Origin of the sequence: Streptomyces sp. NPDC090025, from assembly GCF_044748125.1 — a bacterium.
Classification (GTDB): Bacteria; Actinomycetota; Actinomycetes; order Streptomycetales; family Streptomycetaceae; genus Streptomyces.
This window is the reverse complement of sequence record NZ_JBIVFL010000004.1, coordinates 79,115-104,345: the sequence shown is the minus strand read 5'-3', so window position 1 is coordinate 104,345 and position 25,231 is coordinate 79,115. Positions and strand designations below refer to the sequence as shown.

The window sequence follows — 25,231 nt, the reverse complement described above, 5'->3', positions numbered from 1 at the left end:
CGGGCGAATCCGCGGCTAGTTCGCGCCCGGGCGCCCCGGCGGCGTGCTCCCGCCGGCCGTGTCCTCGGAACCGCCGCCGGAACCGCCGCCGGAGCCGCTCTCGTACGAGCTGGTGCCGGAGTCGAGCAGCGGCTCCTGCTCCTTCATGTGGGCCGGGGCGAGCGCCCGCAGCACGTGGTAGCCGGTGATGACCACGATGGTGCCGAGCGCGATGCCGCCGAGCTCGAAGGTGTCGGTGAAGGTCAGCTTCACGCCGCCGACGCCGATGATGATGCCGGCCGCGGCGGGCACCAGGTTGAGCGGGTTGCGCAGGTCGACCTTGGCGTTGATCCAGATCTGGGCGCCGAGCAGGCCGATCATGCCGTACAGGATCACCGTGATGCCGCCGAGCACACCGCCCGGGATCGCGGCGACGATCGCGCCGAACTTGGGGCAGAGGCCGAAGAGCAGCGCGAATCCGGCCGCCGCCCAGTAGGCGGCGGTGGAGTAGACCCGGGTCGCCGCCATCACGCCGATGTTCTCGGAGTAGGTGGTGTTCGGCGGGCCGCCGACGGCGGTGGACAGCATGGACGCGGCGCCGTCGGCCGCGATCGCGGTGCCGAGCTTGTCGTCGAGCGGGTCGCCGGTCATCTCGCCGACCGCCTTGACGTGTCCGGCGTTCTCGGCGATCAGCGCGATCACGACCGGCAGCGCGACCAGGATCGCGGACCACTCGAAGCTGGGGCCGTGCAGGCTGGGCAGGCCGATCCAGTCGGCCTTGGAGACGCCGGAGAGGTCCAGCCGCCAGTGGTCGGTGACCTGGCCGCCCGCCGACACCGAGTGGATCTTGCCGAAGACCAGGTCGAAGATCCAGGAGATGCCGTAGCCGAAGATCAGGCCGAGGAAGATCGCGATCCGCGACCAGAAACCGCGCAGCGCGACCACCGCGAGCCCGGTGAACAGCATCACCAGGAGCGCCGTCCACTGGTCCTGCGGCCAGTAGGTGGAGGCCGTCACCGGGGCCAGGTTGAAGCCGATCAGCATGACGACGGCGCCGGTGACCACCGGCGGCATCGCCGCGTGGATGATCCGGGCGCCGAACTTCCGCACCGCGAGCCCCGCCAGGAACAGCGCCGCGCCGACCACGAACACGGCGCCGGTCACCGTCGCGCTCGACCCGCCCGAGGCGCGGATCGCGGCGGCCACACCCACGAACGACAGCGAACAGCCCAGGTAGGACGGGACGGTGCCGCGGGTCGCGAGCAGGAAGATCACGGTGGCGACACCGGACATCATGATCGCCAGGTTGGGATCGAGACCCATGAGCACCGGGGCGACGAACGACGCCCCGAACATCGCGACCACGTGCTGCGCGCCGAGGCCGGCCGTACGGGGCCAGGAGAGCCGCTCGTCCGGCCGGACGACGGCTCCCGGAGCGGGTGTCCTCCCGTCGCCGTGCAAGGTCCAGCGCACGCCGAGGCTCATGTGCTCGCTCCAGTTCTCCGAGGTCGGATCGGGTCCGGCCACGTCGCGCCAGGACCGAAAAAGATCAGCCACATGGTAAGCCGCGACAGCGGCCCTCACCCCGTCCGGAAGTCCGGCGCACCCGGGCCGATGGACCCGTCGGCCCAGCGAGAGCGGGAGCGGGAGCGGGCCGGGCTCAGCGCACGCCTTCAGTGGCGCCCGCCGTCGCCGCCCGGTCCGCCGCCCCGCCCGGGCCGTCCGTGCCGCCGGTGCCCCCCTCGGCGTCCTTCGTCCCCGGCGTCCGGCCCGCCGCCCGCAGCACGTTCGCCCCGATCACCAGACCGAACGCGAGCACCGTGACCAGACCGAAGGAGAACATCAGCGAGGTCGCGTCGGCGATCCCGCCGATCGCCGAGGGCGCGATCAGACCCGAGGTGTACGTGATGGTGGCGACACCCGCGATCGCCTGGCTCGGGTTCGGCCCGCTGCGGCCCGCCGCGGCGAACGCCAGCGGCACCACCACGGCCACGCCGAGCCCGATGAGGCCGAAACCGGTCAGCGCCACCGCCGCGTGCGGGGCGGTGACCACGAGCACGCCGCCGAGGGTGGCGGCCGCGCCCCCGACCCGTACGGTACGGACCGCGCCGAACCGGTCCACCACCCGGTCGCCGACCAGCCGGGCGACCGCCATGGTCAGCGCGAAGGCGGTGGTGGAGGCCGCCGCGAGCCCGGCCGAGGTGCCCAGCTCGTCCTTCAGGTAGACCGCCGACCAGTCCAGGCTGGCGCCCTCGGCGAACACCGCGCAGAACCCGATCGCACCGATCACCAGGGCCGACTTCGGCGGCAGCGCGAACCTCGGCGGCGCCTCCTCCTCGGGCGCGCTGGTCAGGTCGAGCACGCCCTGGCAGGCGGCCAGACCGGCCGCGGTGAGCACCAGGGCCGCCACCAGGTGGTGCAGCCGGGCGTCGGTGCCGGCATGGGCGGCGACCGTGCCGGCCGCCGAGCCGATCAGGGCGCCCACGCTCCACATGCCGTGCAGGCTCGACATGATCGAGCGGCCGAGCCTGCTCTCGGTCTCGACGCCGAGTGCGTTCATCGCCACGTCCGACATGCCCGCGGTGGCGCCGTACACCAGGAGCACGGCGCACAGCCCGTAGATGTCGGGCGCGAGCGACGGCATGATCAGCGCGAGGGTCCACAGCGCGAGCAGCCCGCGCAGCGCGTTGCGGGCGCCGAAGCGGTGGCTGATCGCCCCGGCCAGCGGCATCGCGAGCGAGGCGCCGATCGCCGGGAAGGCCAGCGCGAGGCCCAACTGGCCCGCGCTCACGCCCGCGTGCTCCTGGATCCACGGGATCCGGGTGGCGAAGCTGCCGGTGACCGCGCCGTGGACGCAGAAGACGGCGGCGACGGCGAAGCGCGCCCGCCGCAGCCGCTCGGTGGTGAAGACGGTTCCGTCCGCCATATGAGGTGCCCCTCCCCGGAGCCGGTGCCGAAGCCGAGTGTCGGTGCCGTCTGTGTGGTGTGTGTGGCGCGTAAACTATCAGGAACCCTGCCTGATAAATAGTGGACCGAGGTCCGGACGCCCCCCGACGTCTGAGAGGATCCCCGCATGCCCGCTTCCCCGAGCACCGCACGGGCCATCAACGACCGGCTCGCACTGGGCCTGCTCCAGGCCGAGGGCCCGTTGACGGCGACCCAGCTGAAGACGCTGACCGGGCTGTCCCGCCCCACCGTCGCCGACCTCGTCGAGCGGCTCAGCGGCTCCGGGCTCGTGCACGTGGTCGGCGAGTCCGGCGCCGAGCGCCGCGGCCCCAACGCCAAGCTGTACGGGATCGTCGCCGACCGGGCCCATCTCGCCGCGCTCGACGTGCGCACCCGCTCGGTCTCCGTCGCGGTCGCCGACCTGCTCGGCACCACCGTCGCCGAGGCCACCCTGCCGATCGACGACGGCGTCGCCCCCGGCCCCGCCGCCGACCGCGCGGTGGAACTTCTCGAACGCACCGCCCGGGACGCGGGCGCCGGCCGGCTGCACACCGTCGCCGTCGGCGCGCCCGGCCTGATCGACCCGGCCACCCGGCAGCTGCGCGACACCGCCAAGCTGCCCGAGTGGCACCGGCGCCTGGTCGTCGCCCTCCGGGAGCGGCTGCCCGCCGCCGTCCTGGTCGAGAACGAGGTCAACCTCGCCGCCGTCGCCGAACTCCGCGAGGGCGCCGCCCGCGCCGACCGGGACACCTTCGTGCTGCTCTGGCTGGGCCAGGGCATCGGCGCCGCCGTCGTCCTGGACGGCAAGCTGCGGCGCGGCGCCTCCGGCGGCGCGGGCGAGATCGGCTTCCTGCCGGTGCCCGGCACCACGGGGCTGCCCTCCGCGCACGGCTGCGACGGCGGCTTCCACCAACTGGCCTGCGCGGCGGCCGTCGACGCCCTGGCGCTCGGCCACGGGCTCGACCCGGCGACCGCCCTGGAGACCGCCCTCGGTGCCGGGCCCGGCGGCCCGTCCGGCTCCGGCACCGCGGCCTTCCTCGACACGCTCGTGGACCGGCTCGCGATCGGCGCGGCCTCGGTCGCGGCCGTCCTCGACCCCGGATGCGTGGTGCTCGGCGGCGAGACCGGCCACCGGGGCGGGCCCGCGCTCGCCGCCCGCGTCGAGGAGCGGCTCGCGGCGCTCTCCCCGCTGCGCACCGAGGTCCGCGCCACCACCCTCGGCGACACCGCCATCCTGCGCGGCGCCCTGCTCACGGCCCGCGACGCGGCCCAGGACGCGCTCTTCCCGTAACGGTGCCGCTTCCGTACCGGGGCGCGGGAGCCGGGGCCGGGCCCGGGGAACACGGCACCGCGCCGCGTCCCGGACAGGGGAACGCGGCGCGGTGTGGCCCGGCGACGGCAAGGGCCGTGAGTCCGCCGCCGGGGGTATCTCAGGTGGGACACCTCGTAGCACGGACACGAGGGGTCAGCGGGTTCAGCAGGCGCCGAGGTCCTGCCAGACGCCCCAGTCACCGGTCGTGCCCGGCTCCTCGTTCTGGGTCCACCACTTGGCCTTCCAGTTGTGGCCCTTGTGGGACACGGTCTGGCCGCCGGTGTAGACCGAACCGGCCACGTACGCCGGGTTGGCGCAGCCGGTCGGCGGCGTCGTCGGCGGGGTGGTCGGAGGCGTGGTGGGCGGGGTCGTGGGCGGCGTCGTCGGGGGAGTGGTGGGCGGCGTGGTCGGCGGGGTGGTCGGCGGGGTCGTGCCGCCCGGCTCCACCACGGTGGTGCCGCGCGCCAGGTCACCGGCGAGCGCGTACGCCGTGCCGTTGATGGTCACCGTCCAGTTCGACGGGGTCGAGACCGGCAGGTAGTAGTTGAAGGCCAGGTCCACGGTGGCGCCGGGGGCCAGCGACTGCCAGGCCGGGAGCTTCAGCGAGACCCGGTGGAAGTCGCCCTTCAGACCGCCCACGTTGCTGCCGGTGTGGTCGCTGCTGATCACCTTGGTGCCGAAGCCGGACTGGTCGGAGGCGTTGCTCGGGGCCGAGGTGCCGTAGTCGAACTGGAACTCCGTGCCGCCGGGCAGCGCGGTCGCGGTGTTGTTGGTGATCTTGATCTTCGGGGTGATCGGGTAGTTCGAGTCGCCCAGCTTGAACTCGGTGAACTGGGTGTCGATCTTCACGGCCTGGGTCGGCAGCGCCTTGTTGGACTTCTTGGCGCCGTACGGGGTGGCCGCCTTGAACTTGTCGTACATCAGCGAAGTGAGCGTGGAGCCCATCTCGTACTGGCCCTTGGTGGCGTTCCAGGCGTAGTCGCCCGCCATCTCCCAGACCATGGTGCCGCCGATGCCGCGGTTGACCACGTAGTCGGCCTTGGCGGCCACGGACTGCTCGTCCTCGGTGGAGAGGAAGACCTTCTTCTGCGCGTTCCACAGCCACGGCGCGACCAGGGTCGAGTCGTACTTGCGGGCGTAGGTGCCGGTCAGGGTGGTGTTGGCGGGGAAGCCGTACTGGGTGACGTAGTCGCCGACGATCCCCTTCTCGAGGTTCTTGGCGTGCCACATCGGGTTGGAACCGGCGGGCGACTCCTGCCCGTTGGTGTCCTTGTCGTGCCACAGGTTGTCGATGCCGACGGCGCCGTCACCGCACTTGGTCAGACCGGCTCCGGCGGGGCAGCTGGTCGCGCTCGCCTTGCCCCACAGGCCGTCGGTGCCGCCCTGCACGTTCTTGTGGCCGCGGGTGTAGTAGGGCAGGCCGATGTTGATCCGGCCGGGCGGCATCGAGCCGCGGAAGTAGTGGTAGGCCCAGTCGGTGTTGAGGTAGCCGATGTTGCCGTACTGCTGGCTGCCGTAGACGTTGGCGGCGGCGAGCTCGGCGTCCTTGCCGTCGTCGAACAGCGAGGCGTTCGGGCCGACGTACTCGTTCCAGGCACCGTGCAGGTCGTAGGACATGATGTTGACGTAGTCCAGGTACTTCTGCATCTGGAACGTCTCCATGCCGCGCAGCAGGTAGCCGGAGGACGGCGCGGCGACGGTCAGCAGGTAGTGCTTGCCGTCGGCGGCACCGGCCACGTCCAGCTTCTCGCGCAGGGACTTCATGAGGGCCGCGTAGCCCTGCACGAGACCGGCGCGGCGCGCGTTGGCGAGCTGCCAGTCGAGCGGGTTGCCCGCGTCCTTCATCGTGGTCGGGTACTCGTAGTCGATGTCGACGCCGTTGAACCCGTACTTGCGGATGAAGTCGACGGAGGAGGCGGCGAAGGTGTCGATGCCCGCCTGGTTGACCGAGCCGTCGGCGTTGGTGGCCATCGAGTAGAAGCCGCCGGAGTTGACCCGGTCGCCGTTGTCCGCGAAGTAGCCGCCGGTCTCCGCCCAGCCGCCGACCGAGATCAGCGTCTTGACGTTCGGGTGCTGCTTCTTGAACTTGTTGAGCAGGTTGAAGTGGCCCTTGTAGCTGTACGCGGGGTCCATCTCGGCGCCCGCGACGCCCGGCCAGGTCATCCCGGTGGCGGCGTTGTTCGGACCGTCGGTGCCGACGGAGAGCTTGTTGTCACCGCCGATGTGGCCGAAGGCGTAGTTGATGTGGGTGATCTTGTCCCACGGGATGTCCTTGGCCAGGTAGGCGGGCTGGCCGTTCTTGCCGTCGCGCCAGCCGGTGAAGTAGCCGATGACCCGGCGCTGGTGGTCGGCGCCCATCTTCTCGCGGCCCTCGGTGTCGTAGACCGAGCAGTAGGGGACGTCGACGCCGGGGGTCTTGTACAGCCCGTCCGGGCGACAGGACTCGTTGTCGGCGGCGTACGAGACGCCTCCGGCGAGCGAGCTGACCAGCAGCCCGGCGACGGCGGCGCCGGACGCGAGCAGCGAAGCCCGCTTCTTCGTGGGGGACAACACGATCGGTGCCTCCTGGGGAGTGGGAAGAACACAACGAACAAGGGGGTGGGTCGTGTTGGGCCCAGGGAGTGCGCACCCCGGCGGGCCGTGCCTCGGGAGGTGAAACGGAGATTAAGAGGACTAGACCAGTGCGTCAATAGGTCTGGACCAACGAAGGATTTCGTGACAGGGTGACGCCGATCCGTGTCCCGGATGTGATCCAGCCCACAGGACTTCGCCCGTATGGCCGGTTCCGGGCCGTGGCACACTGGCCCTGTATCAGCAGCAGCGCACTCCGGGGTCGGTGTAATTCCGAACCGGCGGTATAGTCCGCGACCCGTCCGCAGCCAGCGGCCGGTTGACCAGGTGAAATTCCTGGACCGACGGTGAAAGTCCGGATGGGAGGCAGTGCGCGGCGGGCGACCCCTGTCAGGGGTGTGCCGGCCGTACGTCCGCTGGTCGCCGTACCCGTATCCGGGCCGCGGCGTCCCCGCGTACGCGGCCTCGGCGCACCCTGTGTCCGGTGTCCTGCCCGCTCTCTGTCGTCATCGACAGGCCCCGGAGTCCGTGCCCGAAGAGGCAGGAGGACCCGGTGGCCACCCAGGCCGACATCACCGCCATGCGACGCGCGGTCGCGCTCGCCGCCCGCGGTCTCGGCTCCACCAGCCCCAACCCCGTCGTCGGCTGCGTCATCACCGACGCCGACGGCGAGACCGTGGGCGAGGGCTACCACCAGCGCGCCGGCGGCCCGCACGCCGAGATCCACGCCCTGCGCGCGGCCGGTGACCGGGCCCGCGGCGGCACCGCGTACGTCACCCTCGAACCCTGCAACCACACCGGCCGCACCGGTCCCTGCGCGCAGGCCCTGATCGAGGCCGGGATCGCCCGCGTCCACTACGCCGTCGGCGACCCGAACCCGCAGGCCACCGGCGGCGCCGACACCCTGCGCGCGGCCGGCACCGAGGTCGCCCAGGGCCTCCTCGAAGCCGAGGCCGAGACCGGCAACCTCGCCTGGCTCACCGCGGTCCGCACCGGCCGCCCCTTCGTCCGCTGGAAGTACGCCGCCACCCTCGACGGCCGGATCGCCGCCGCCGACGGCACCTCCCGCTGGATCAGCTCCGCCGAGTCCCGCGCCGACGTCCACCGGCTGCGCGCCGAGGCCGACGCGGTCCTGGTCGGCGGCGGCACCCTGCGCGCCGACGACCCGCACCTCGCCGTCCGCGGCATCGAGGGCGTCACCCAGCCGCTCCGGGTCGCCCTCGACACCCACGCGACCCTGCTGCCGACCGCCCGCCTCCTCGACGACACCGCACCCACCCTGCTCGTCGTCGGCGAGGACGCCGACACCCGGCACCTGCCCGGCGTCGACATCCTCCGGCTGCCGCTGCACGACGGCCGGATCGGCGTCCACGACCTGCTCACCCAGCTGTACGCGCGGGGCGTCCGCTCCGTGCTCCTCGAAGGCGGCCCCACCCTCGCGGGCGCCTTCCTCGAAGGCGGCGCCGTCGACCAGGTCGTCGGCTACCTTGCCCCGGTCCTGCTCGGCTCCGGCCCGCAGGCCCTCGGCGACGCGGGAATCGGGACCCTCGCGCACGCGTTGCGGCTCGACATCACCGAGACCACCCGGATCGGCCCCGACCTCCGCGTCACCGCCACCGTCCCGACGGCGGAAGCCGCCGCCTTCACCACCTCGTCGCCCGTCACCCCCAAGGGAGCCTGACCGTGTTCACCGGAATCGTCGAAGAGCTGGGCGAGGTCGTCTCCGTCGAGCAGCTGACGGACGCCTCGCGCTTCCGCCTGCGCGGCCCCGTGGTCACCGAGGGCGCCCGGCACGGCGACTCGATCGCCGTCAACGGCGTCTGCCTCACCGTCGTCGAGCACGGCGACGGCGAGTTCACCGCCGACGTGATGGCCGAGACCCTCAAGCGGTCCTCGCTCGGCGCCCTGGAGACCGGCTCCCGGGTCAACCTGGAGCGCCCCATGGCGGTCGGCGGACGGCTCGGCGGCCACATCGTCCAGGGCCACGTCGACGGCACCGGCACCATCCTGCGCCGCGAGCCCTCCGAGCACTGGGAGGTCGTCACCGTCGGCCTGCCCGCCGCGCTCGCCCGCTACGTCGTCGAGAAGGGCTCCATCACCGTCGACGGCGTCAGCCTCACCGTCGTCGAGGTCGGCGACGACTGGTTCACCATCAGCCTCATCCCCACCACCCTCGCCCTGACCACGCTCGGCATCAAGCAGCCTGGCGCCCCGGTCAACCTCGAGGTGGACGTCATCGCCAAGTACGTCGAGCGGCTGCTCGGCCCGAACGCACAGGAGAACGTCAAGTGAACTGGCTCAACTCCGAGGCGTTCACCGTCCTCGACCAGCACATCCTGTGGTCCGACATGATCGGCAACACGATCGGTCTGATCGCCCTCGCGCTCGGCTGGCGCCGCTCCATCCTCACCTGGCCCGCCCAGCTGCTCTCCGGCGTCATCCTGGTCGGCGCCTACGCCTCCGCCCACCTCTCCGGCGGCGTCGGCAAGCAGCTCCTCGTCATCGGCGTCGCCGCCTGGGGCTGGTGGCAGTGGAACCGCGGCAGGCAGCAGGCCCAGGACGGCTCCATAGCGGTCCGCTTCGCCAGCTGGAAGGAGCGCGGACTGCTCCTGGCGGGCGCGGTCGCCGGCACCCTCGCCGTCGGCGGCCTGTTCACCCTGTACCCGTCGCTCTCCTGGAGCCCGTGGGCCGACGCGTACATCTTCGTCGGCACGCTGGTCGCGATGGTCGCCCAGGCCCGCGGCCTCGTCGAGTTCTGGTTCGCCTGGCTGCTCGTCGACCTGGTCGGCGTCCCGCTCGCCTTCAACAGCGGCCTCGCCTTCTCCGGCCTCGTGTACGTCATCTACTTCGCCCTCGTCATCTGGGGCATGCGCGACTGGTGGCTCCGGTCCCGCACCGCTCCCTCCGCCCTGGAAGGAGCGGCCGCATGAGCACCGCGCCCCTGCTGTTCGACGCCTCGGACCTCAGCCTCGACCCGGTCGAACAGGCCATCGCCGACATCGCCGCGGGCCGCCCCGTCGTCGTCGTCGACGACGAGGACCGCGAGAACGAGGGCGACCTCGTCATCGCCGCCGAGAAGGCCACCCCCGAGGTGATCGCCTTCATGATGAGCGAGTGCCGCGGCCTGATCTGCGCCCCCATGGAGAGCGAGGAGCTGGAGCGCCTCCAGCTGCCGCAGATGGTCGACCACAACACCGAGTCGATGCGGACCGCCTTCACCGTCTCCGTCGACGCCTCCGCCGCCCACGGCGTCACCACCGGCATCTCGGCCGCCGACCGCGCCACCACCCTGCGGATGCTGGCCGGTGGCCGGCACGAGCCCGGCGACTTCGTCCGCCCCGGCCACGTCTTCCCGCTGCGCGCCAAGTCCGGCGGCGTCCTGACCCGCAACGGCCACACCGAGGCCGCCGTCGACCTGGCCCGGCTCGCCGGACTCCGCCCGGCCGGCGCCATCGTCGAGATCGCGGGCGAGGACGGCGTCATGCTGCGGCTGCCCGAGCTGATCCCGTTCGCCCGCAAGCACGGCCTGACGATCATCTCCATCGAGGACCTGATCGCCTACCGCCGCTCCGCCGAACCCACCGTCCGCCGCGAGGCCGAGGTCCACCTCCCCACCGCGCACGGCGAGTTCACCGCGTACGGCTACCGCTCCACGGTCGACGGCGTCGAGCACGTCGCCCTCGTCCACGGCGAGATCGGCGACGGCTCCGACGTCCTGGTCCGGGTCCACTCCGAATGCCTCACCGGCGACATCTTCCACTCGCTGCGCTGCGACTGCGGCCCCCAGCTGGAGGCGTCCATGGAGCGGATCACCACGGCGGGCCGCGGCGTCGTGGTCTACCTGCGCGGCCACGAGGGCCGCGGCATCGGCCTGCTGTCCAAGCTCCGCGCGTACGAGCTCCAGGAGCGCGGCCGGGACACCCTCGACGCCAACCTGGAACTCGGCCTGCCCGCCGACGCCCGCGACTACGCGGCCGGCGCGCAGATCCTCACCGACCTCGGCGTGCGCAGCCTGCGCCTGATGACCAACAACCCCGACAAGATCGACGCCCTCACCCGGTACGGCCTCACGGTCGAGGGCCGCGAGCCCATGCCGGTCACGGCGGGCGAGCACAACCTGCGCTACCTGCGCACCAAGCGCGACCGGATGGGCCACGACCTGCCCTGGCTCGACGGCGCGGTCGCGCCGGCCTGCGGCAACCAGTAGGAAGACCTTCCGGCGCGATTCGGCAAGACCCGTCCGTACCACCTGCACATCGGCACATCGGCACATCGACAAGGAGAGACATGAGCGGCAAGGGCGCACCCGTCCTCAGCGTGAAGAACTGCGGCGACCTGCGAGTGGCCGTCATCGCGGCCCAGTGGCACGAGAAGATCATGGACGGCCTCGTCGACGGCGCCCTGCGCGCGCTCGCCGAGCTCGGCATCGAGGAGCCCACCCTGCTGCGGGTCCCCGGCAGCTTCGAGCTCCCGGTCGTGGCGAAGACGCTCGCCGAGCGGGGCTACGATGCCATCGTGGCCCTCGGCGTCGTCATCCGCGGCGGAACCCCGCACTTCGAGTACGTGTGCCAGGGCGTCACCCACGGCCTCACCCAGGTCTCGATCGACACCGGCGTACCCGTCGGATTCGGCGTCCTCACCTGCGACACCGAGCAGCAGGCCCTCGACCGGGCCGGCCTCGAAGGCTCCACCGAGGACAAGGGCCACGAGGCCGTCACCGCCGCCGTCGCCACCGCGACCATCCTGCGGACGGTCAGCGAACCCTGGCGCTGAGCGGGCACGTCACACCCCGTACTCTAAGGACATCATGGCGAACAAAACCTTCGAAGAGCTCTTCGCCGAGCTCTCGCGCAAGGCCGAGACCGGCGACCCGGAGACCTCCCGTACCGCGGAACTGGTCGGCAAGGGCGTCCATGCCATCGGCAAGAAGGTCGTCGAGGAGGCCGCCGAGGTCTGGATGGCCGCCGAGTACGAGGGCAAGGAAGCCGCCGCCGAGGAGATCTCCCAGCTGCTGTACCACGTCCAGGTGATGATGGTCGCGCGCGGGATCTCCCTCGACGACGTCTACGCCCATCTCTGAGGCGTACGTACGGCCCCCGGGGGTCCGGATCGGATCCAGGTCCAGGCACAGGTCCAGGCATAGGTCCAGGCCCGAGGGGCCCCGGGGGGCACAGAGGCCCCGGAAGCCCCGGAATTGCCCTGACGTACCCCGAAGTCACAGAAGTCACAGCCAGAAGTCCCAGTAGTCCCTGAAGACACCACCTGAGGCAAAGGAAGCCCACCCCATGCTGCGCATCGCCGTCCCCAACAAGGGTTCCCTCTCCGGACCTGCGATGGAGATGCTCCATGAGGCGGGCTACCGGCAGCGCAAGGAGTCCAAGGAACTCGTCGTCGTCGACCCGGACAACGAGGTGGAGTTCTTCTACCTCCGCCCCAAGGACATCGCGATCTACGTGGCGTCCGGTCGGCTCGACATCGGCATCACCGGCCGCGACCTGCTGCTCGACTCCGGCGCCAACGCCGAGGAGATCCTGCCGCTGAACTTCGGCCGGTCCACCTTCCGCTACGCCACCCGCCCGGGCACCGCCAACGGCCCCGAGGACTTCCACGGGATGACGATCGCCACCTCCTACGAGGGCATCGTCGCCAAGCACCTGGCCGAGCAGGGCGTCGACGCCTCCGTCGTGCACCTCGACGGCGCCGTCGAGACCGCGATCAAGCTGGGCGTCGCCCAGATCATCGCCGACGTCGTGGAGACCGGCACCAGCCTGCGCAACGCCGGACTCGAGGTGATCGGCGAGCCGATCCTCACCTCCGAGGCCGTCGTGATCCGCCAGGTCGGCGCCCCCGTCGACGAGCCCAAGGTGCTGCAGTTCCTGCGCCGCCTGCAGGGCGTCCTGGTCGCCCGGTCGTACGTGATGATGGACTACGACTGCCGCGCCGAGCACCTGGAGCAGGCCGTCGCCCTCACCCCGGGCCTCGAGTCGCCCACCGTCTCGCCGCTGCACAACGAGGGCTGGGTCGCGGTCCGCGCCATGGTCCCCTCGCGGGAGGCGCAGAAGGTCATGGACGACCTGTACGAGCTGGGCGCCCGCGCCATCCTCACCACGGCGATCCACGCCTGCCGTCTCTGAGGCGACAGACGGGGCGGGGTGCCCGGGCCTAGGGTCGGGGCGTCGGGCCCGGGCCCGACTGTCCGGTGTCCGGGTGTCGGCGCGCCGCTCCGGAGCCCGTACCCGGTGCTCGGGCCGCCGCCGCCACGCCGTACGCTCATGCCGTACGGCTCCCTGGCGTGGCGCTCCGCGCCGTACCGCATCGCGCCCCGCCGCTCCACGACGAACCCGGGAAACCGCATGACCACCGACGCCCCCGCCCCCGTCCTCCCGGTCACCTTCCGACCCGGCCGCACCCGGGCGGTGCTGCTGACCGTCGGCGTGACGATGTTCGTCGTCATCACCGCCGTCGCGCTGATGCTGGAGCGGCTCAACCCGGGGGAGCGGGTCAGCTTCGTCTTCACCGCCGCCCTGTTCCTGGGCGTGCTCGTGATGCTGAGCCGTCCCAAGGTGGTCGCCGACGACCAGGGCGTCACGGTCGTCAACATCACCAGGACCCGGCGGCTGGCCTGGGCCGAGATCCTGCGGGTCAACCTGCGCCCGGGCGACCCCTGGGTGTTCCTCGACCTCAGCGACGGCACCAGCATGCCGGCCCTCGGCATCCAGCCGGGCGTCGCCAAGCAGGCCGCGATCCGCGACGCCCGCGCGCTGCGGGCCCTCGCCGAGAGCCACGGCACCGGCGCCGAGCACCGGGCATAGCGCGGGGGGCCGGGGGCGGGGCATCCCTGATCCGTCCCCCATACGGGGCCGACCCCCTGCCCGTGGCGGCTCGGGCGTGACTAATCTGGTGGCGGTGGTGCCGAGCGGCACCACCGCCTCGCGCTGTGCAGGGCCGCCCGCCGGCGGCCCGCGAGGCCGCCCTACAACCCGAGGAGTGACTCCCTCCGGCAATGGACGGATCGTCCGGTAGTACCCGCGCCGCCCTCTCACCCGAGGCGGCGGCATGATCGTCTCCCTCCTGCTGCTCGCGGCAGCGTTCCTGCTGATCCTGGCCAACGGCTTCTTCGTGGCCGCCGAGTTCGGCCTCGTCACCGTCGAACGCGCCGACGCCGAGCGTGCCGCCGCCGAAGGCGACCGCCGGGCCCGCGGTGTCGTCCGCGCCCTGCGCGAGCTGTCCTTCCAGCTCTCCGGCACCCAGCTCGGCATCACCATCACCTCGCTCGTCACCGGCATGCTCGCCGAGCCCGCGCTCGCCGGGCTGCTCGACGGGCCGCTGACCGCCACGGGACTGCCCGAAGGGGCCGTCTCCGGCATCGCCGTCCTCGTCGGCATGCTGCTCGCCGCCGCCGTGCAGATGGTGGTCGGCGAGCTCGTGCCGAAGAACTGGGCGGTCTCCCGGCCGCTCCAGGTGGCCCGCTTCGTGGCCGGACCGCAGCACGTCTTCTCCAGCGCCTTCCGCCCCGTGATCGCGCTCCTCAACACCGTCGCCAACCGGCTGGTCCGGCTGTTCGGCGTCGAGCCGGCCGACGAGCTCGACTCCGTCCGCACCCCCGGCGAGCTGGTCTCGCTGGCCCGCCACTCCGCGCAGGCCGGTGCCCTCGAACAGGACACCGCCGACCTCTTCGTACGGACCCTCTCGCTCGGCGGACTCACCGCCGAGCACGTCATGACCCCCCGGGTGAAGATGAGCGCGCTCCAGGCGGACGCCACCGCGGCCGACGTCCTCAACCTCACCCGGGCCACCGGCCTTTCCCGCTTCCCGGTCTACCGGGAGGGGATCGACGAGATCGTCGGCATGGTCCACCTCAAGGACGCCCTCGCGGTCGTCCCGCACGAGCGGCACCGGGTCCCGGTCGGCCGGATCGCCGTCCCGCCACTGCTCGTCCCCGAGTCGTTGCCCGCCCAGACCCTCCTGGAGCGGCTGCGCCGGGAACAGCCCATCGCCGTCGTCGTCGACGAGTACGGCGGCACCGCCGGGGTCGTCACCCTGGAGGACATCGTCGAGGAACTCGTCGGCGAGGTCCGCGACGAGCACGACACCGCCGCCGACGAACGGCCCGAACTCGCCGCCGTGCCCTCCGAGGACGGCCACCAGACCTGGGAGGCCGACGGCTCCTGTCGGGTGCACACCCTGCACCGGATAGGACTCGACGTGCCCGACGGCCCGTACGAGACGGTCGCCGGGCTCGTCGCCGACCTGCTCGGGCGCATCCCCGCCCCGGGCGACCGGGCCGAACTCCCCGGCTGGCGGCTCTCGGTGCGCCAGGTCGACCGCTACCGCGCCGAACGGGTCCGGATCATGCGGACGGCGCCGCTGGGCACCGCGTCGGGTGGATCGGGTTCGTCGGACGCCGCGTCGGGCGGGTCCGGCCGTCTCGGTTCGGGTCCGGTCGGATCCAGTCCGATCGGATCCATTGCGGTGGGATCCAGTCCGGTCGGATCCAGTGCGGTGGGATCCGATCCACTCGGGTCCGGCCCGCTCGGATCTGCCGCGCCGCGCGCCGCGGAGGCGGTCCGATGAGCCTGCTTCCTCTGCTCTTCGCCGGATTCCTGGTCCTCGCGAACGGCTTCTTCGTCGGCGCGGAGTTCGCCCTGGTCTCGGTCCGCCGCAGCCAGATCGAACCGCTCGGCGGCAAACGGGCCCGCCAGGTCCTGTACGGCCTGGAGAACCTGCCGCGGATGATGGCCGCCGCCCAGTTCGGCATCACCATCGCCTCGCTGACCCTCGGCGCCGTCGCCGAACCCACCGTGGCGCACCTGCTCGAACCGGTCTTCCACGCCGTCGGAGTACCGGCCGGGCTGATCCATCCGCTCGGGTACGTGATCGCCCTCGCCGCGGTGGTCTTCCTCCACCTGGTGATCGGCGAGATGGTCCCGAAGAACCTGGCGATGGCCGACCCCGAGCGCACCGCGCTCATGCTGGGCCCGGGCCTGGTCGCCTTCGCCCGGGTCTGCCACCCGGTGACCAGCGCGCTGGGCGCCTGCGCCCGGCTGGTGCTGCGGGCCTTCAAGGTCGAGCCCAAGGACGAGGTGGAGGCCGTCTTCACCAGCGCCCAGCTCGGCCGTCTGGTCGAGGACGCGGGCCAGGCGGGTCTGCTCGACCCGGCCGAGCAGGAACGTCTTGAGGACGCCCTGGAACTGGGCACCCGCCCGGTCACGGACGTCCTCATCCCGTCCGCCGCGCTGATCACCGTGCCGCCCTCGGTCACCCCACGGGAGATCGAGGAACTGACCGTCCGCACCGGCTACTCCCGCTTCCCGGTCCGCACCGAGGGCCGGGGCACCTTCATGGGCTTCGTGCACGTGAAGGACGTCCTCGACCTGGAGGACCGGGAGCGCGCGGTGCCGCAGGCCGTCTGGCGCCCGATGGCCACGCTGCGGGCCGAACTCCCGCTGGACGACGCCCTCACGGTGATGCGCCGGGCGGCGACGCATCTGGCGCAGGTGGCGGATCCGTCGGGGCGGGTGCTGGGGCTTGTGGCCCTGGAGGACGTCCTGGAGATGCTGGTGGGGGAGGTGCGGGACCCGGCGCACCGGGTGGTGCTGACGGGCTGAGCCGGGGGGTGTTTGTGGATCCGGGATCCAATATCCGGTATCGGATACCCCGGATCCAACATCCACTATCCGACGTCCCGGATCCAACATCCCGGATCCCGGGGTCCCGGATCCAACATCCCGGACACCGGATCCAATATCCGATGTCCCGGAGACTGGATCCAACATCCGTATCCCGTATCCCGTATCTCAGATCCGGGATACCGAATATCGGATCCGAATCGTGGATCCGAATCGTGGATCCGAAATACTCGATCCGAATATTAGATCCGGGATATCGGATCAGATACCCGGCGGTTCCTGCGGGCCGCGGTTCATCGGACCGCGGCCCGACAGGACCTCCCCGTACGCCTGCATCAGATCCGGCAGCCGCAGCGTCGCCAGGTCGTCCCGGGACGGCGTGGTGCCGTACCCCGAGAGCCGCAGATCGCGGTACGCGCACGACTTCTCGTACAGGGTGCGCAGAAAACGCCCGTTGCCGAGCTCGTCGATCCAGCCCTGGTCGACGACGTGCCCGTTGATGGAGCGCAGCTCCTCCAGGGCCTCGTCGTCCCATCCGTCACCGTTGGCCGCCGCCAGCACCTTGCCTATCTCGGTGAGTTCCAGCGGGCGGTACGAGGGGAAGTCGACCCGGGTGGTGAAGCGCGAGGAGAGTCCGGGGTTGGTGGCGAGCAGCCGGTCCATGCCCTCGGGGTAGCCGGCCAGGATCACCACCAGGTGGTCCCGGTTGTCCTCGGCCCGCTTGAGGAGCACCTGGAGGGCCTCGTCGCCGTAGGCGTCGCCCTTGCTGTAGCCGGAGTTGGAGAGCGAGTACGCCTCGTCGACGAAGAGCACGCCGCCGACCGCCGAGTCGATGAGCTCGTTCGCCTTGACCGCGGTCTGGCCCAGGTACTCGCCGACGAGATCGGCCCGTTGGGCCTCCACGAGGTGGTCGCCGCCGAGCAGGCCGAGCGCGTAGAAGACCCGGCCGAGGATGCGGGCGACGGTGGTCTTGCCGGTGCCGGAGGGGCCGGAGAAGACAAAGTGACGTTTCGGCGGTTGCACCGGAAGGCCCTGCCCGGCCCGCAGCCGGGCCATTTCCAGCTGCGCCGACAGTGCCTTCACCTGGCGCTTGACCGGTTCCATCCCGACCATCCGCTCCAGCTCCGCCAGCGCCTCGGCGAGCAGTGCCGGGTCGGTGGGACTGGCCGGGAAGCGGGGCGGCGCGGGCTGTGGCGGGACCGCCGCCTTCTGCCGTACGAACTCGGTGGGTTCGGGCGCGGCCGTCGGCACCACGGCCTCCGGCTTGACCAGCAGGCCGTCTCCCGGCCCCGGCTCGGGGTCGGCCCGTTCGCCGTCCACGGAGTCCTGACCGAGCCCGCCGTACATGGCGGGGGCGTAGCCGACCGGGTCGTCGGGCCCGTCGAAGCCGTCGTACTCGGCGATCGCGGCGAGCCGGGCAGCGGTGTCCATGAAGGCGGGGTCGATCCGGTGCACCGCCCGGTACAGCGGCAGCGCGGCGGCGGTGCGGCCGGTGCCCTCGTGCGCCCGGGCCAGCCAGTAGCGCAGTTCCTTGCGCTGCGGCTGTTCGCTGCGGCAGCGCATCAGCGCGGTGGCGAGCAGCGGCTCGGCCTGCCCGTACATCTCGAGCCGTACCCGGGCCATGCCGCCGAAGAGTCCGGCCTCGATGCCGAGCAACGGATCGTCGACCAGCGGCTCGGTGTGTCGTACCAACTGCTCCCAGTCCTTGACCAGATAGGAGCGGCAGGCGTGCAGAAAACGTACCTGCGGATCGGCGTCGACCGGCGGGAGTCCCGCCAACGCCCGGTCGAGTTCGGGGACATGGCGCCCGTCGAGCCAGTGCGAGGCGTGCGCGAGCAGCAGGTCGCGCGGGGATTCGAGCACTGGCTGCACCCACCAGCCCAGCCAGTACCAGGAGTTGAGGGTTCTGCGGTGTCGCGCGCGCTGCTCGCCGAACCGGTCGCGGTTGCGGTACATCCGCAGTAACGCGGTCGTGGTGTCCACCCGCAGCGCGTGCAGACCGAGCCAACCGTCGGCCATGCCGGGGTCGATGCGCACCGCCGTACGGAACTCCTCCTCCGCCTGCGGATAGGCGCCCATCGTGTAGGCGTCGACTCCGCGCAGCCAGGCGAGCTCGGCGGGGGCATGCGCGCCCTGTGTGCCGAAGTCCATCGGGTCCCCCACAACCGTCTACACGTGGACGGGAATTGACCGCACCGAGGGGCATCGTACCTGCGCAGAGGGTGCGTGATGAGGGAGAAGAAGGCGATCCGCCGTGATCGACGCGATCCGCGGCCCGTTCCGGGCCGGTGACACTCGGTGATCACCGGGGCGGAACGAAGCCCCCGATCACGGGGGAACAACCGGGGGCTTCGCGTCCGCGGCGGCTCCGGAGAGCCGCACATTCAGAACGTAAGACCTGTACGCCCCTTGGGTCAAGCCACGTTGAGGCACTTGCGGAAGCGGACTTCCGCGCACTCAGTTTGCGGCCGGGGAGTCGTCACGGTGGGTGATGATCTGGTTCGGGCCCGCTGTCACAGCGGGCCCAGGGAGCCATTCCCAGCCCTCGTCGCGCTCCCGTACCAAGGTGTCCGCGAACGGCCGCGAAGGGTCCTCGGCGAAATGGCGAGTCTCCGCCACGGTCCAACCGTCCCAGTAGGTGGCGAGCGCCGGCCCGTCGCGGCGGCGGCCGCGCGCCCAGGACTCCTCGGGGCCGCGGTCCATCCACAGCAGCCGCGCCAGGAAGGGCCGCAGCGCCCGCCGACCGGCGCCGACGCCTTCGACCAGCACCACCGGGGCCGGTTCCAGCGGCCGGGCCGGACGCCACTCGCGGGTGTTCCAGTCGTACGGGTGGTAGTGCGCCGTCCGGCCCCGGGACAGCGGGCCGATCACCTGGTCGAGGATCCGGCCGGTCCAGGCGAAGGGCTCGTCGTGGGTGGCGAGGTCATCGGTGTGCAGCACCGGCGCGGGCCCGTCGCCGTGCGCCCCCAGGGCGGCCGCGAGCCGCCCGGCGAGCGTCGACTTCCCCGATCCGGCGTGCCCGTCGACCGCGACCAGCCGCACCGGTCCGCAGGACGGCGGGAGCAGCCGCAGCGCGGCGGCGGCATGATCGAGTCCGGACATGGCACCCAGGGTAGGCGACGCAGGTCAGCCGGGTGGCCGACGCCAGTGGTCCAGACCCATATTGGTCCGGCGGCACGCGTCGAATCGCTGGCCCGAGGGGTGCGGGCGCCGTCATAGTGGGGCGCGCAGCCGTCCGCTCGCACCGCCTGGAGGGTCACCGCCATGCCCCCTGCCACTCCGCGCCGTACCGTCCTCGCCGCCTTCGCCGCCGCTGCCGCGGCGGCGGGCACGGCCACCGGAGCAGAAGCCGCCGAGCCCGCCGAGCCCGCGTGCGCCGACCGGGCCGCGTGCGCGGCGGACGGACACCGCGGCCACGCCCCGGCCCCCGGCCTGGTGGACAACCGCTTCTGGAGCACCTACACCGACTGGCGCTGCGGCACTCCGGCCGGGACCCGCGCGGTCTCGGGCCGGCGGCCGGGCCTGGTGATCGACCGGCCCACCGGCCGCACCGACTACACCGACCCGCACACCGGCCGCACCAGCACCTGGGAGCTGGCGAGCTGGACCTCACCCACCCACACCTCCACGGTCCCGGCGACCGAGGTGATCGCCTCCTGGAACGCCCACACCCCGCCCGGCACCTGGCTCCAGGTCGAACTGCGCGGCACGTACGGCGACGGCAAGGAGACGCCCTGGTTCGTGATGGGCCGCTGGGCCTCCGGCGACGCCGACATCCGCCGCACCTCGGTCGACGACCAGACCGACGGTCGCGCCACCGTCTGGACGGACACCTTCTCCGTCGACGACCCGGCGAGCGGCCTCCGCCTCACCTCGTACCGCCTCCGCCTCACCCTCTTCCGCACCCCCGGCACCACCCGCACCCCCACGGTCTGGCGCCTCGGCGCGATGGCCTCCGACATCCCGGACCGCTTCACCGTCCCGGCGTCGGCCCCCGGCCGGGGCCACGAACTGATCGTCCCGCGCTACTCGCAGAACACCCACGTCGGCCAGTACCCCGAGTACGACAACGGCGGCGAGGCATGGTGCAGCCCCACCTCCTCCCAGATGATCGTCGAGTACTGGGGCCGCCGCCCCACCCCCGCCGACCTGTCCTGGGTGAACCCCGACTACACCGACCCCCAGGTCTGCCACGCGGCCCGCTACACCTACGACCACCAGTACAAGGGCTGCGGCAACTGGCCCTTCAACGCCGCCTACGCGGCGGGCTACCGCGACATGAACGCGGTCGTCACCCGCCTGCGCTCCCTGACCGAACTGGAATCCCTGGTCCGCGCGGGCATCCCGGCCATAACGTCCCAGTCCTTCCTGAAGGAAGAACTCACCGGCGCGGGCTACGGCACCTCCGGCCACCTGATGACGGTGATCGGCTTCACCCCGACCGGCGACATCATCGCGAACGACCCCGCCTCCCCGACGAACCCGGCGGTCCGCCGGGTCTACCGCCGAAGGGAGTGGGAGAACATCTGGCTCCGCACGAAGCGGTACAACGCGAGCGGGAAGGTGGTGTCGGGGACGGGCGGGGTCTGCTACTTGTACTGGCCGGAGCGGCCGAGCGCGGGGCAGCGGAGGGCGTTGGAGGCTGTGGGGGTGCTGTGAGGGGGACTCCCCCTGGGAGTCCCGCTTTGCCGGACCACCCCCGCCTACGCGGGACCAGCGATCGCGTTGACCGCGTTCACCTCCGGCCTCTGGAACACCCCCGCGCGCGGGGACGGCGCTCGACCATCCGCTGCAAGAACTCCGCCTCCGGAACACCCCCGCTTGCGCGGGGACCAGTGAAGGGGCGCCGCGTTCGAGGTGCGCGGCTACGGAACACCCCCGCTTGCGCGGGGACCAGATCCAGCGGCCCTGGCCACCGCGCGTCTACGACGGAACACCCCCGCTTGCGCGGGGACCAGCCGGCGGGGGTTTGAGTGACCATGCACCTACCGGAACACCCCCGCTTGCGCGGGGACCAGGAGGCGATGAGGGTCTGTCCGGCGGTGCCGGTCGGAACACCCCCGCTTGCGCGGGGACCAGGCCTTCTTCACGGGCACGACGCGCTTCGCGGTCGGAACACCCCCGCTTGCGCGGGGACCAGTGAGGGGTCGTCAAGCGGGGCACAGTGGCCGCCGGAACACCCCCGCTTGCGCGGGGACCAGGCCCGCGAGCAAGGCCCGCAGCCCCGCCGGGGCGGAACACCCCCGCTTGCGCGGGGACCAGGGGTGCATCAGCCGCAGTCGGAAGAGCACTTCCGGAACACCCCCGCTTGCGCGGGGACCAGGTTTTCGGTTGGCCGGTACCCCGTACCACCCGCGGAACACCCCCGCTTGCGCGGGGACCAGGCCGGTGACGAGTTTCCGCAGCGCGTGCAGCGCGGAACACCCCCGCTTGCGCGGGGACCAGGCTGGTGGCGGTGAACTCCGTGCGCGAGTGGTCGGAACACCCCCGCTTGCGCGGGGACCAGCGGTTGGTGATGTCCCGGACGGTCGCCCATTCCGGAACACCCCCGCTTGCGCGGGGACCAGGGCAGCCGGTCAGGCCGGACGGCCCGGGGCCAAGGAACACCCCCGCTTGCGCGGGGACCAGGCTTCCCGACCTGCACGTTCAGAACCGCATTGCCATCTCTTTGCCGACCAAGGCGACGTCAAAGCCCACCCATTCATCTTGGCAGAGCGTGGAGCCCGCCGCGCAAGCATGTCCACCTCGCCCACTGGGAGTTGTGCACTCCGGCACGCGTTGTCAGTGTCATGTGATGGACTCGCGCCCTCGGAGCGACAGGAGGAGGAATCGTGGTCGATGCCCGGTTAGGTGGCAAGTCCGAAGGGCTGGCCGAGCCCTATCCCGTGATCGGGCATCTGGTCGACACGGCGATGGTCTGCGGGGCCCTGTGGGATCGCGTCCTGGGGGAGCGGCGGGGGCGACGCATCGCTGATGCGCTGGGGTTGGGGGTCGAAGACGCTCGGGGGAACGTGATGTTCTGGGCGGGGTTGCACGACCTGGGCAAGATCAGTCCGCCGTTTCAGGACATGCTGTTCCGGAAGCGTCCGCGGCACAGGGGCTTTCTGTCCGAGACTGGGTACGAGTACGACCGGAGCACCGGTGGTCAGGTGGCCCGCATGCGGCACGAGTACGCGACCCATGTCGCGCTGCCGTCGTTGCTGACGGATCTGGGGTATCCGCGGTCAGGGCGGCCAGCGGGCTGGTTGCTGACGCAGGTCGCACAGGTTCTCGGTGGACATCATGGCTGCTATCCGCCTGATCATGAACGCGGACACCTCGACGATCCGCTGATGGACGTTCCGGAACTCGGCGCGAAGGAATGGGCCCGGCAGCGGGAGTCGCATTTTCGGGCCCTCCACGAGGTGTTGGGGAAGCCGCCGGTGCCTCAAGCGCGTGCGCTTCCGGTGTCGTTGGCGGTGGTCCTGGCCGGGATGGTCATCGTCTCCGACTGGATCGCCAGCCAGGAGCACGTGGTGGAAGGTCAGCAGCGTGCCGTGCGGTCGGCCGTGGATCTGGCGTCGCCCGCCGCACTGTTGGCGCACGCGCGGCGAATGGAGCAGTCGGCCCCCGGGCTCATCGAGGACGCCGGCCTGGGGCGGGTGGAGTTCAAGGGCGGGGCGTTCCGTGAGGTGTTCCCCGGCATCGCGCGTCCGCGACCCCTGCAGGCGAGCGTCGAGGCCGGGCTGGGGGAGGGGCGGCTCGACGGGCCCGGGATCCTGCTCATCTCCGCTCCCACCGGGGAAGGGAAGACCGAGACCGCCCTCTACGCGGCCACCGTGATGGGCAAGGCGGGCGGAGCCGAAGGCATCTTCTTCGCGCTCCCCACGCAGGCCACGGCCAATCAGATGTACGGCCGTCTTGTCGATTTCGCCCGAACAAACCTGGCTTCCTCGGCCCAGTTGACGCTGCTCCACGGAGCCGCAGACCTCTACGGGCCCTACAGCGACCCGCTGTCCGTTCCGGAGGCCCGTGAGCGGGCCGAACCGCTGGTCCTGTGCGATCACGAGGACACTGAAGGCGTCGAATCGTACGTGTCGGTCGTGGCCGGGCGATGGCTCCGCGATCGTGGACGTGGCATTCTCGCGCCCCTGGCCGTCGGCACGATCGACCAGGCGTTGATGGCGGTCCTCCCGCTCAAGAGGAACGCACTGCGGCATTTCGGCCTCACGGGCAAGACCGTCGTCATCGACGAGGCCCACGCCTACGACGCCTACACCCACGCCCTGATGCTGCGCCTGCTGGAGTGGCTGGGAGCCCTGCGGATCCCGATCGTGCTCATGTCGGCGACCCTGACCGGGGACATCGCGCGGGGGATGATCCGCGCCTATCTGTCCGGAGCGTCGCCGACGGGCGCGCCGCCGCAGGTACCGTCGCCCGCCTACCCGGGCTGGCTGTACGTACCGGCTGACGCGAGCCGCGTGATCGAACCGTCGGAGCCGCTCGCCAGCGAGCAGCAGCGCGACCTTGCCATCGACGTCCGCCGCGTGACCCACACGTACGATTCCGCTCATCCGCAGGGCCGTCTCGGCGTCCTGCTGGAGACCCTCGACGAGGTCGCACGTCATGGCGGATGCGCGGCGGTCATCTGTACGACGGTCGCCGAAGCCCAGCGAACCCACGAGGCGCTGCGTGTGCACTACCGCTCCCGGTTCGGCGACGACTACCGGGGGTGGGACGACCGCGCGGAAGACGATCAGGCTCGGTGCGACGCGGCGGCCGGCCCGTACCTGCGGCTGCTGCATGCCCGCTTCCCTGCTGCCCGGCGTGCGGAGCTGACCGCGGAAGCGGAGTCATGGTTCGGAAGGACGGACAAGCCCGGGGTGCGGCGTCCGACCGGCGCGCGGGGAGCCGTGCTCGTGGCCACTCAGGTCATCGAGCAGTCACTCGACCTCGATTTCGATCTTGTGGTGTCGGACTTGGCGCCACTCGCCATGCTCCTGCAGCGCGCAGGCCGCGTCTGGCGCCATCTGACGCCCGCACCCCCGCGCCCTTCCTGGGCCGACGGTCCACGAGTCGTCGTCCTCGCTCCGGTCGGCAAGGGCGCGCGCAGCGGCAGGGTCGAACCGCCGCCCTCGTGGGGAGAGGTCTACTCGCCCTCACTCCTGCACCGCACGCTCGACCTGCTCACCGGCCTGCGGGGCGCTCCCATCGCCGTACCGGGGGACGTGCAGCGACTGGTCGATCAGGTCTACGCCCCCGAGTTCGCTTCGGCCGAACCGGACGCCCTCCTCGAACGCGACTTCGAGCGACTCGCCGGCGACATGGCGAGTACCGGCATGGCCGAGATGGTCGCCATCCCGCCGCCGCATCGCGTCCTGTCGCTGCACTCGCTCACCACCAGCGACGCCGACGAGGACCTGGTCCGCACCCGCCTCGGCATCGACTCCGTACAGGTGCTGCCCGTCTACGAGGACGAGGACGGCCGATGGCTGGACGAGCACTGCACCATGCCTCTGCCGTTGCACGGCAGTGCACCACGAGGGCGGTTCACCCGCCGTGAGGTCCGCGACCTGCTCGCTCACGTGGCTCCGCTGGCCTATGGACCATGGCGAGCGCACTGCGGCCCGGCGCATCAACCCCCCAAGTCCTGGGCCAAGGAGCCGCGCCTCGCCTCGGTGGTCCTTCTGCCCCACCGCTGTCCGGGCGACGGGCGGCCGCCGGAGGGGGCGTGCATCGGAGATCTCCGGATCACGTACGACCGGGTGCTGGGACTGGCCACTGAGCGAACCGATTGAGACGGATCGCCTGACGC

The 25,231-nt window shown here is 71.7% G+C and carries 18 protein-coding genes, 1 CRISPR repeat array and 1 riboswitch; of the genes, 13 read left to right on the top strand and 5 right to left on the bottom strand.

Features of this window, described 5'->3' with window-relative positions; genetic code table 11:
• Window positions 1-15: 15 nt before the first annotated feature.
• Window positions 16-1,464, bottom strand: coding sequence for a uracil-xanthine permease family protein (locus tag ACIPXM_RS13000; RefSeq protein WP_401654903.1), 1,449 nt, complete (start codon window positions 1,462-1,464; stop codon window positions 16-18).
• A gap of 175 nt (window positions 1,465-1,639) precedes the next feature.
• Window positions 1,640-2,905, bottom strand: a complete 1,266-nt coding sequence (locus ACIPXM_RS12995; protein WP_401654902.1) for an MFS transporter — start codon at window positions 2,903-2,905, stop codon at window positions 1,640-1,642.
• Window positions 2,906-3,052: 147 nt separating this feature from the next.
• Here ACIPXM_RS12995 and ACIPXM_RS12990 point away from each other — a divergent pair, with 147 nt between their 5' ends.
• Window positions 3,053-4,216, top strand: coding sequence for an ROK family transcriptional regulator (locus tag ACIPXM_RS12990; protein WP_401654901.1), 1,164 nt, complete (start codon window positions 3,053-3,055; stop codon window positions 4,214-4,216).
• 183 nt (window positions 4,217-4,399) lie between these two features.
• Here ACIPXM_RS12990 and ACIPXM_RS12985 read toward each other — a convergent pair whose 3' ends face one another.
• Complete coding sequence (locus ACIPXM_RS12985) at window positions 4,400-6,790, bottom strand: chitinase C-terminal domain-containing protein (RefSeq protein ID WP_401654900.1); 2,391 nt, start codon at window positions 6,788-6,790, stop codon at window positions 4,400-4,402.
• 265 nt (window positions 6,791-7,055) lie between these two features.
• Window positions 7,056-7,185, top strand: a riboswitch (FMN riboswitch).
• 176 nt (window positions 7,186-7,361) lie between these two features.
• On the opposite strand from ACIPXM_RS12985, the gene ribD reads away from it, so the two are divergent.
• The 10 genes from ribD to ACIPXM_RS12935 all read left to right on the top strand — a co-directional run bounded on the left by ribD (window position 7,362) and on the right by ACIPXM_RS12935 (window position 16,416).
• Entirely contained in the window at window positions 7,362-8,489 is a 1,128-nt protein-coding gene (gene ribD / locus ACIPXM_RS12980; RefSeq protein ID WP_401654899.1) for a bifunctional diaminohydroxyphosphoribosylaminopyrimidine deaminase/5-amino-6-(5-phosphoribosylamino)uracil reductase RibD, read from the top strand.
• Window positions 8,490-8,491: 2 nt separating this feature from the next.
• Window positions 8,492-9,100, top strand: coding sequence for a riboflavin synthase (locus ACIPXM_RS12975; RefSeq protein ID WP_401654897.1), 609 nt, complete (start codon window positions 8,492-8,494; stop codon window positions 9,098-9,100).
• A 56-nt stretch (window positions 9,101-9,156) separates the two neighbouring features.
• A complete protein-coding gene (locus ACIPXM_RS12970; protein WP_401655204.1) occupies window positions 9,157-9,738 on the top strand; it encodes a nicotinamide riboside transporter PnuC in 582 nt (193 codons plus the stop codon).
• Window positions 9,735-11,015 carry a bifunctional 3,4-dihydroxy-2-butanone-4-phosphate synthase/GTP cyclohydrolase II gene (locus tag ACIPXM_RS12965; protein ID WP_401654896.1) on the top strand — a complete coding sequence of 427 codons (1,281 nt, stop codon included), beginning with the start codon at window positions 9,735-9,737 and terminating at the stop codon, window positions 11,013-11,015. The genes ACIPXM_RS12970 and ACIPXM_RS12965 overlap by 4 nt, the downstream gene beginning before the upstream one ends.
• Before the next feature lie 80 nt (window positions 11,016-11,095).
• Window positions 11,096-11,581: a 6,7-dimethyl-8-ribityllumazine synthase gene (gene ribH, locus ACIPXM_RS12960; RefSeq protein WP_401654895.1), complete on the top strand. Its 486-nt coding sequence runs from the start codon at window positions 11,096-11,098 to the stop codon at window positions 11,579-11,581.
• Between the two features lie 34 nt (window positions 11,582-11,615).
• A complete protein-coding gene (locus ACIPXM_RS12955) occupies window positions 11,616-11,888 on the top strand; it encodes a phosphoribosyl-ATP diphosphatase (protein ID WP_401654894.1) in 273 nt (90 codons plus the stop codon).
• Between the two features lie 205 nt (window positions 11,889-12,093).
• The gene (gene hisG, locus ACIPXM_RS12950) at window positions 12,094-12,942 is read left to right on the top strand and encodes an ATP phosphoribosyltransferase (protein ID WP_401654893.1); all 849 of its coding nucleotides are present in this window, start codon (window positions 12,094-12,096) and stop codon (window positions 12,940-12,942) included.
• A 219-nt stretch (window positions 12,943-13,161) separates the two neighbouring features.
• On the top strand, window positions 13,162-13,620 hold the full coding sequence (locus ACIPXM_RS12945; protein ID WP_401654892.1) for a PH domain-containing protein: 459 nt from the start codon (window positions 13,162-13,164) through the stop codon (window positions 13,618-13,620).
• A 244-nt stretch (window positions 13,621-13,864) separates the two neighbouring features.
• Window positions 13,865-15,382: a hemolysin family protein gene (locus ACIPXM_RS12940; RefSeq protein ID WP_401654891.1), complete on the top strand. Its 1,518-nt coding sequence runs from the start codon at window positions 13,865-13,867 to the stop codon at window positions 15,380-15,382.
• Window positions 15,379-16,416 (top strand): hemolysin family protein, encoded by a 1,038-nt coding sequence (locus tag ACIPXM_RS12935; RefSeq protein ID WP_401654890.1) that lies wholly within the window; start codon window positions 15,379-15,381, stop codon window positions 16,414-16,416. Before ACIPXM_RS12940 ends, ACIPXM_RS12935 begins: the two co-directional genes overlap by 4 nt.
• Before the next feature lie 282 nt (window positions 16,417-16,698).
• Here ACIPXM_RS12935 and ACIPXM_RS12930 read toward each other — a convergent pair whose 3' ends face one another.
• Together ACIPXM_RS12930 and ACIPXM_RS12925 are read right to left on the bottom strand one after the other, a co-directional pair.
• Window positions 16,699-18,588: an AAA family ATPase gene (locus tag ACIPXM_RS12930; protein ID WP_401654889.1), complete on the bottom strand. Its 1,890-nt coding sequence runs from the start codon at window positions 18,586-18,588 to the stop codon at window positions 16,699-16,701.
• A 306-nt stretch (window positions 18,589-18,894) separates the two neighbouring features.
• Window positions 18,895-19,539, bottom strand: a complete 645-nt coding sequence (locus tag ACIPXM_RS12925; protein ID WP_401654888.1) for a uridine kinase — start codon at window positions 19,537-19,539, stop codon at window positions 18,895-18,897.
• A gap of 162 nt (window positions 19,540-19,701) precedes the next feature.
• On the opposite strand from ACIPXM_RS12925, the gene ACIPXM_RS12920 reads away from it, so the two are divergent.
• Window positions 19,702-21,096: a peptidase C39 family protein gene (locus ACIPXM_RS12920; protein ID WP_401654887.1), complete on the top strand. Its 1,395-nt coding sequence runs from the start codon at window positions 19,702-19,704 to the stop codon at window positions 21,094-21,096.
• Window positions 21,097-21,186: 90 nt separating this feature from the next.
• Window positions 21,187-22,065: a CRISPR direct-repeat array (repeat unit 29 nt; unit sequence CGGAACACCCCCGCTTGCGCGGGGACCAG).
• A 203-nt stretch (window positions 22,066-22,268) separates the two neighbouring features.
• Window positions 22,269-25,214, top strand: coding sequence for a CRISPR-associated endonuclease Cas3'' (locus ACIPXM_RS12915; RefSeq protein WP_401654886.1), 2,946 nt, complete (start codon window positions 22,269-22,271; stop codon window positions 25,212-25,214).
• The last annotated feature ends 17 nt before the right edge of the window (window positions 25,215-25,231 follow it).

What these genes read in the sequence shown, in the direction of transcription:
- ACIPXM_RS12995 (WP_401654902.1), bottom strand. Translation starts at nt 2,905, where the DNA reads ATGGCGGACGGAACCGTCTTCACCACCGAGCGGCTGCGGCGGGCGCGC.
- ACIPXM_RS12965 (WP_401654896.1), top strand. Translation starts at nt 9,735, where the DNA reads ATGAGCACCGCGCCCCTGCTGTTCGACGCCTCGGACCTCAGCCTCGAC.
- ACIPXM_RS13000 (WP_401654903.1), bottom strand. Translation starts at nt 1,464, where the DNA reads ATGAGCCTCGGCGTGCGCTGGACCTTGCACGGCGACGGGAGGACACCC.
- ACIPXM_RS12970 (WP_401655204.1), top strand. Translation starts at nt 9,157, where the DNA reads ATGATCGGCAACACGATCGGTCTGATCGCCCTCGCGCTCGGCTGGCGC.
- ACIPXM_RS12945 (WP_401654892.1), top strand. Translation starts at nt 13,162, where the DNA reads ATGACCACCGACGCCCCCGCCCCCGTCCTCCCGGTCACCTTCCGACCC.
- ACIPXM_RS12920 (WP_401654887.1), top strand. Translation starts at nt 19,702, where the DNA reads ATGCCCCCTGCCACTCCGCGCCGTACCGTCCTCGCCGCCTTCGCCGCC.
- ACIPXM_RS12935 (WP_401654890.1), top strand. Translation starts at nt 15,379, where the DNA reads ATGAGCCTGCTTCCTCTGCTCTTCGCCGGATTCCTGGTCCTCGCGAAC.
- ribH (WP_401654895.1), top strand. Translation starts at nt 11,096, where the DNA reads ATGAGCGGCAAGGGCGCACCCGTCCTCAGCGTGAAGAACTGCGGCGAC.
- ACIPXM_RS12925 (WP_401654888.1), bottom strand. Translation starts at nt 19,539, where the DNA reads ATGTCCGGACTCGATCATGCCGCCGCCGCGCTGCGGCTGCTCCCGCCG.
- ACIPXM_RS12940 (WP_401654891.1), top strand. Translation starts at nt 13,865, where the DNA reads ATGATCGTCTCCCTCCTGCTGCTCGCGGCAGCGTTCCTGCTGATCCTG.
- ACIPXM_RS12990 (WP_401654901.1), top strand. Translation starts at nt 3,053, where the DNA reads ATGCCCGCTTCCCCGAGCACCGCACGGGCCATCAACGACCGGCTCGCA.
- ACIPXM_RS12930 (WP_401654889.1), bottom strand. Translation starts at nt 18,588, where the DNA reads ATGGACTTCGGCACACAGGGCGCGCATGCCCCCGCCGAGCTCGCCTGG.
- ACIPXM_RS12955 (WP_401654894.1), top strand. Translation starts at nt 11,616, where the DNA reads ATGGCGAACAAAACCTTCGAAGAGCTCTTCGCCGAGCTCTCGCGCAAG.
- hisG (WP_401654893.1), top strand. Translation starts at nt 12,094, where the DNA reads ATGCTGCGCATCGCCGTCCCCAACAAGGGTTCCCTCTCCGGACCTGCG.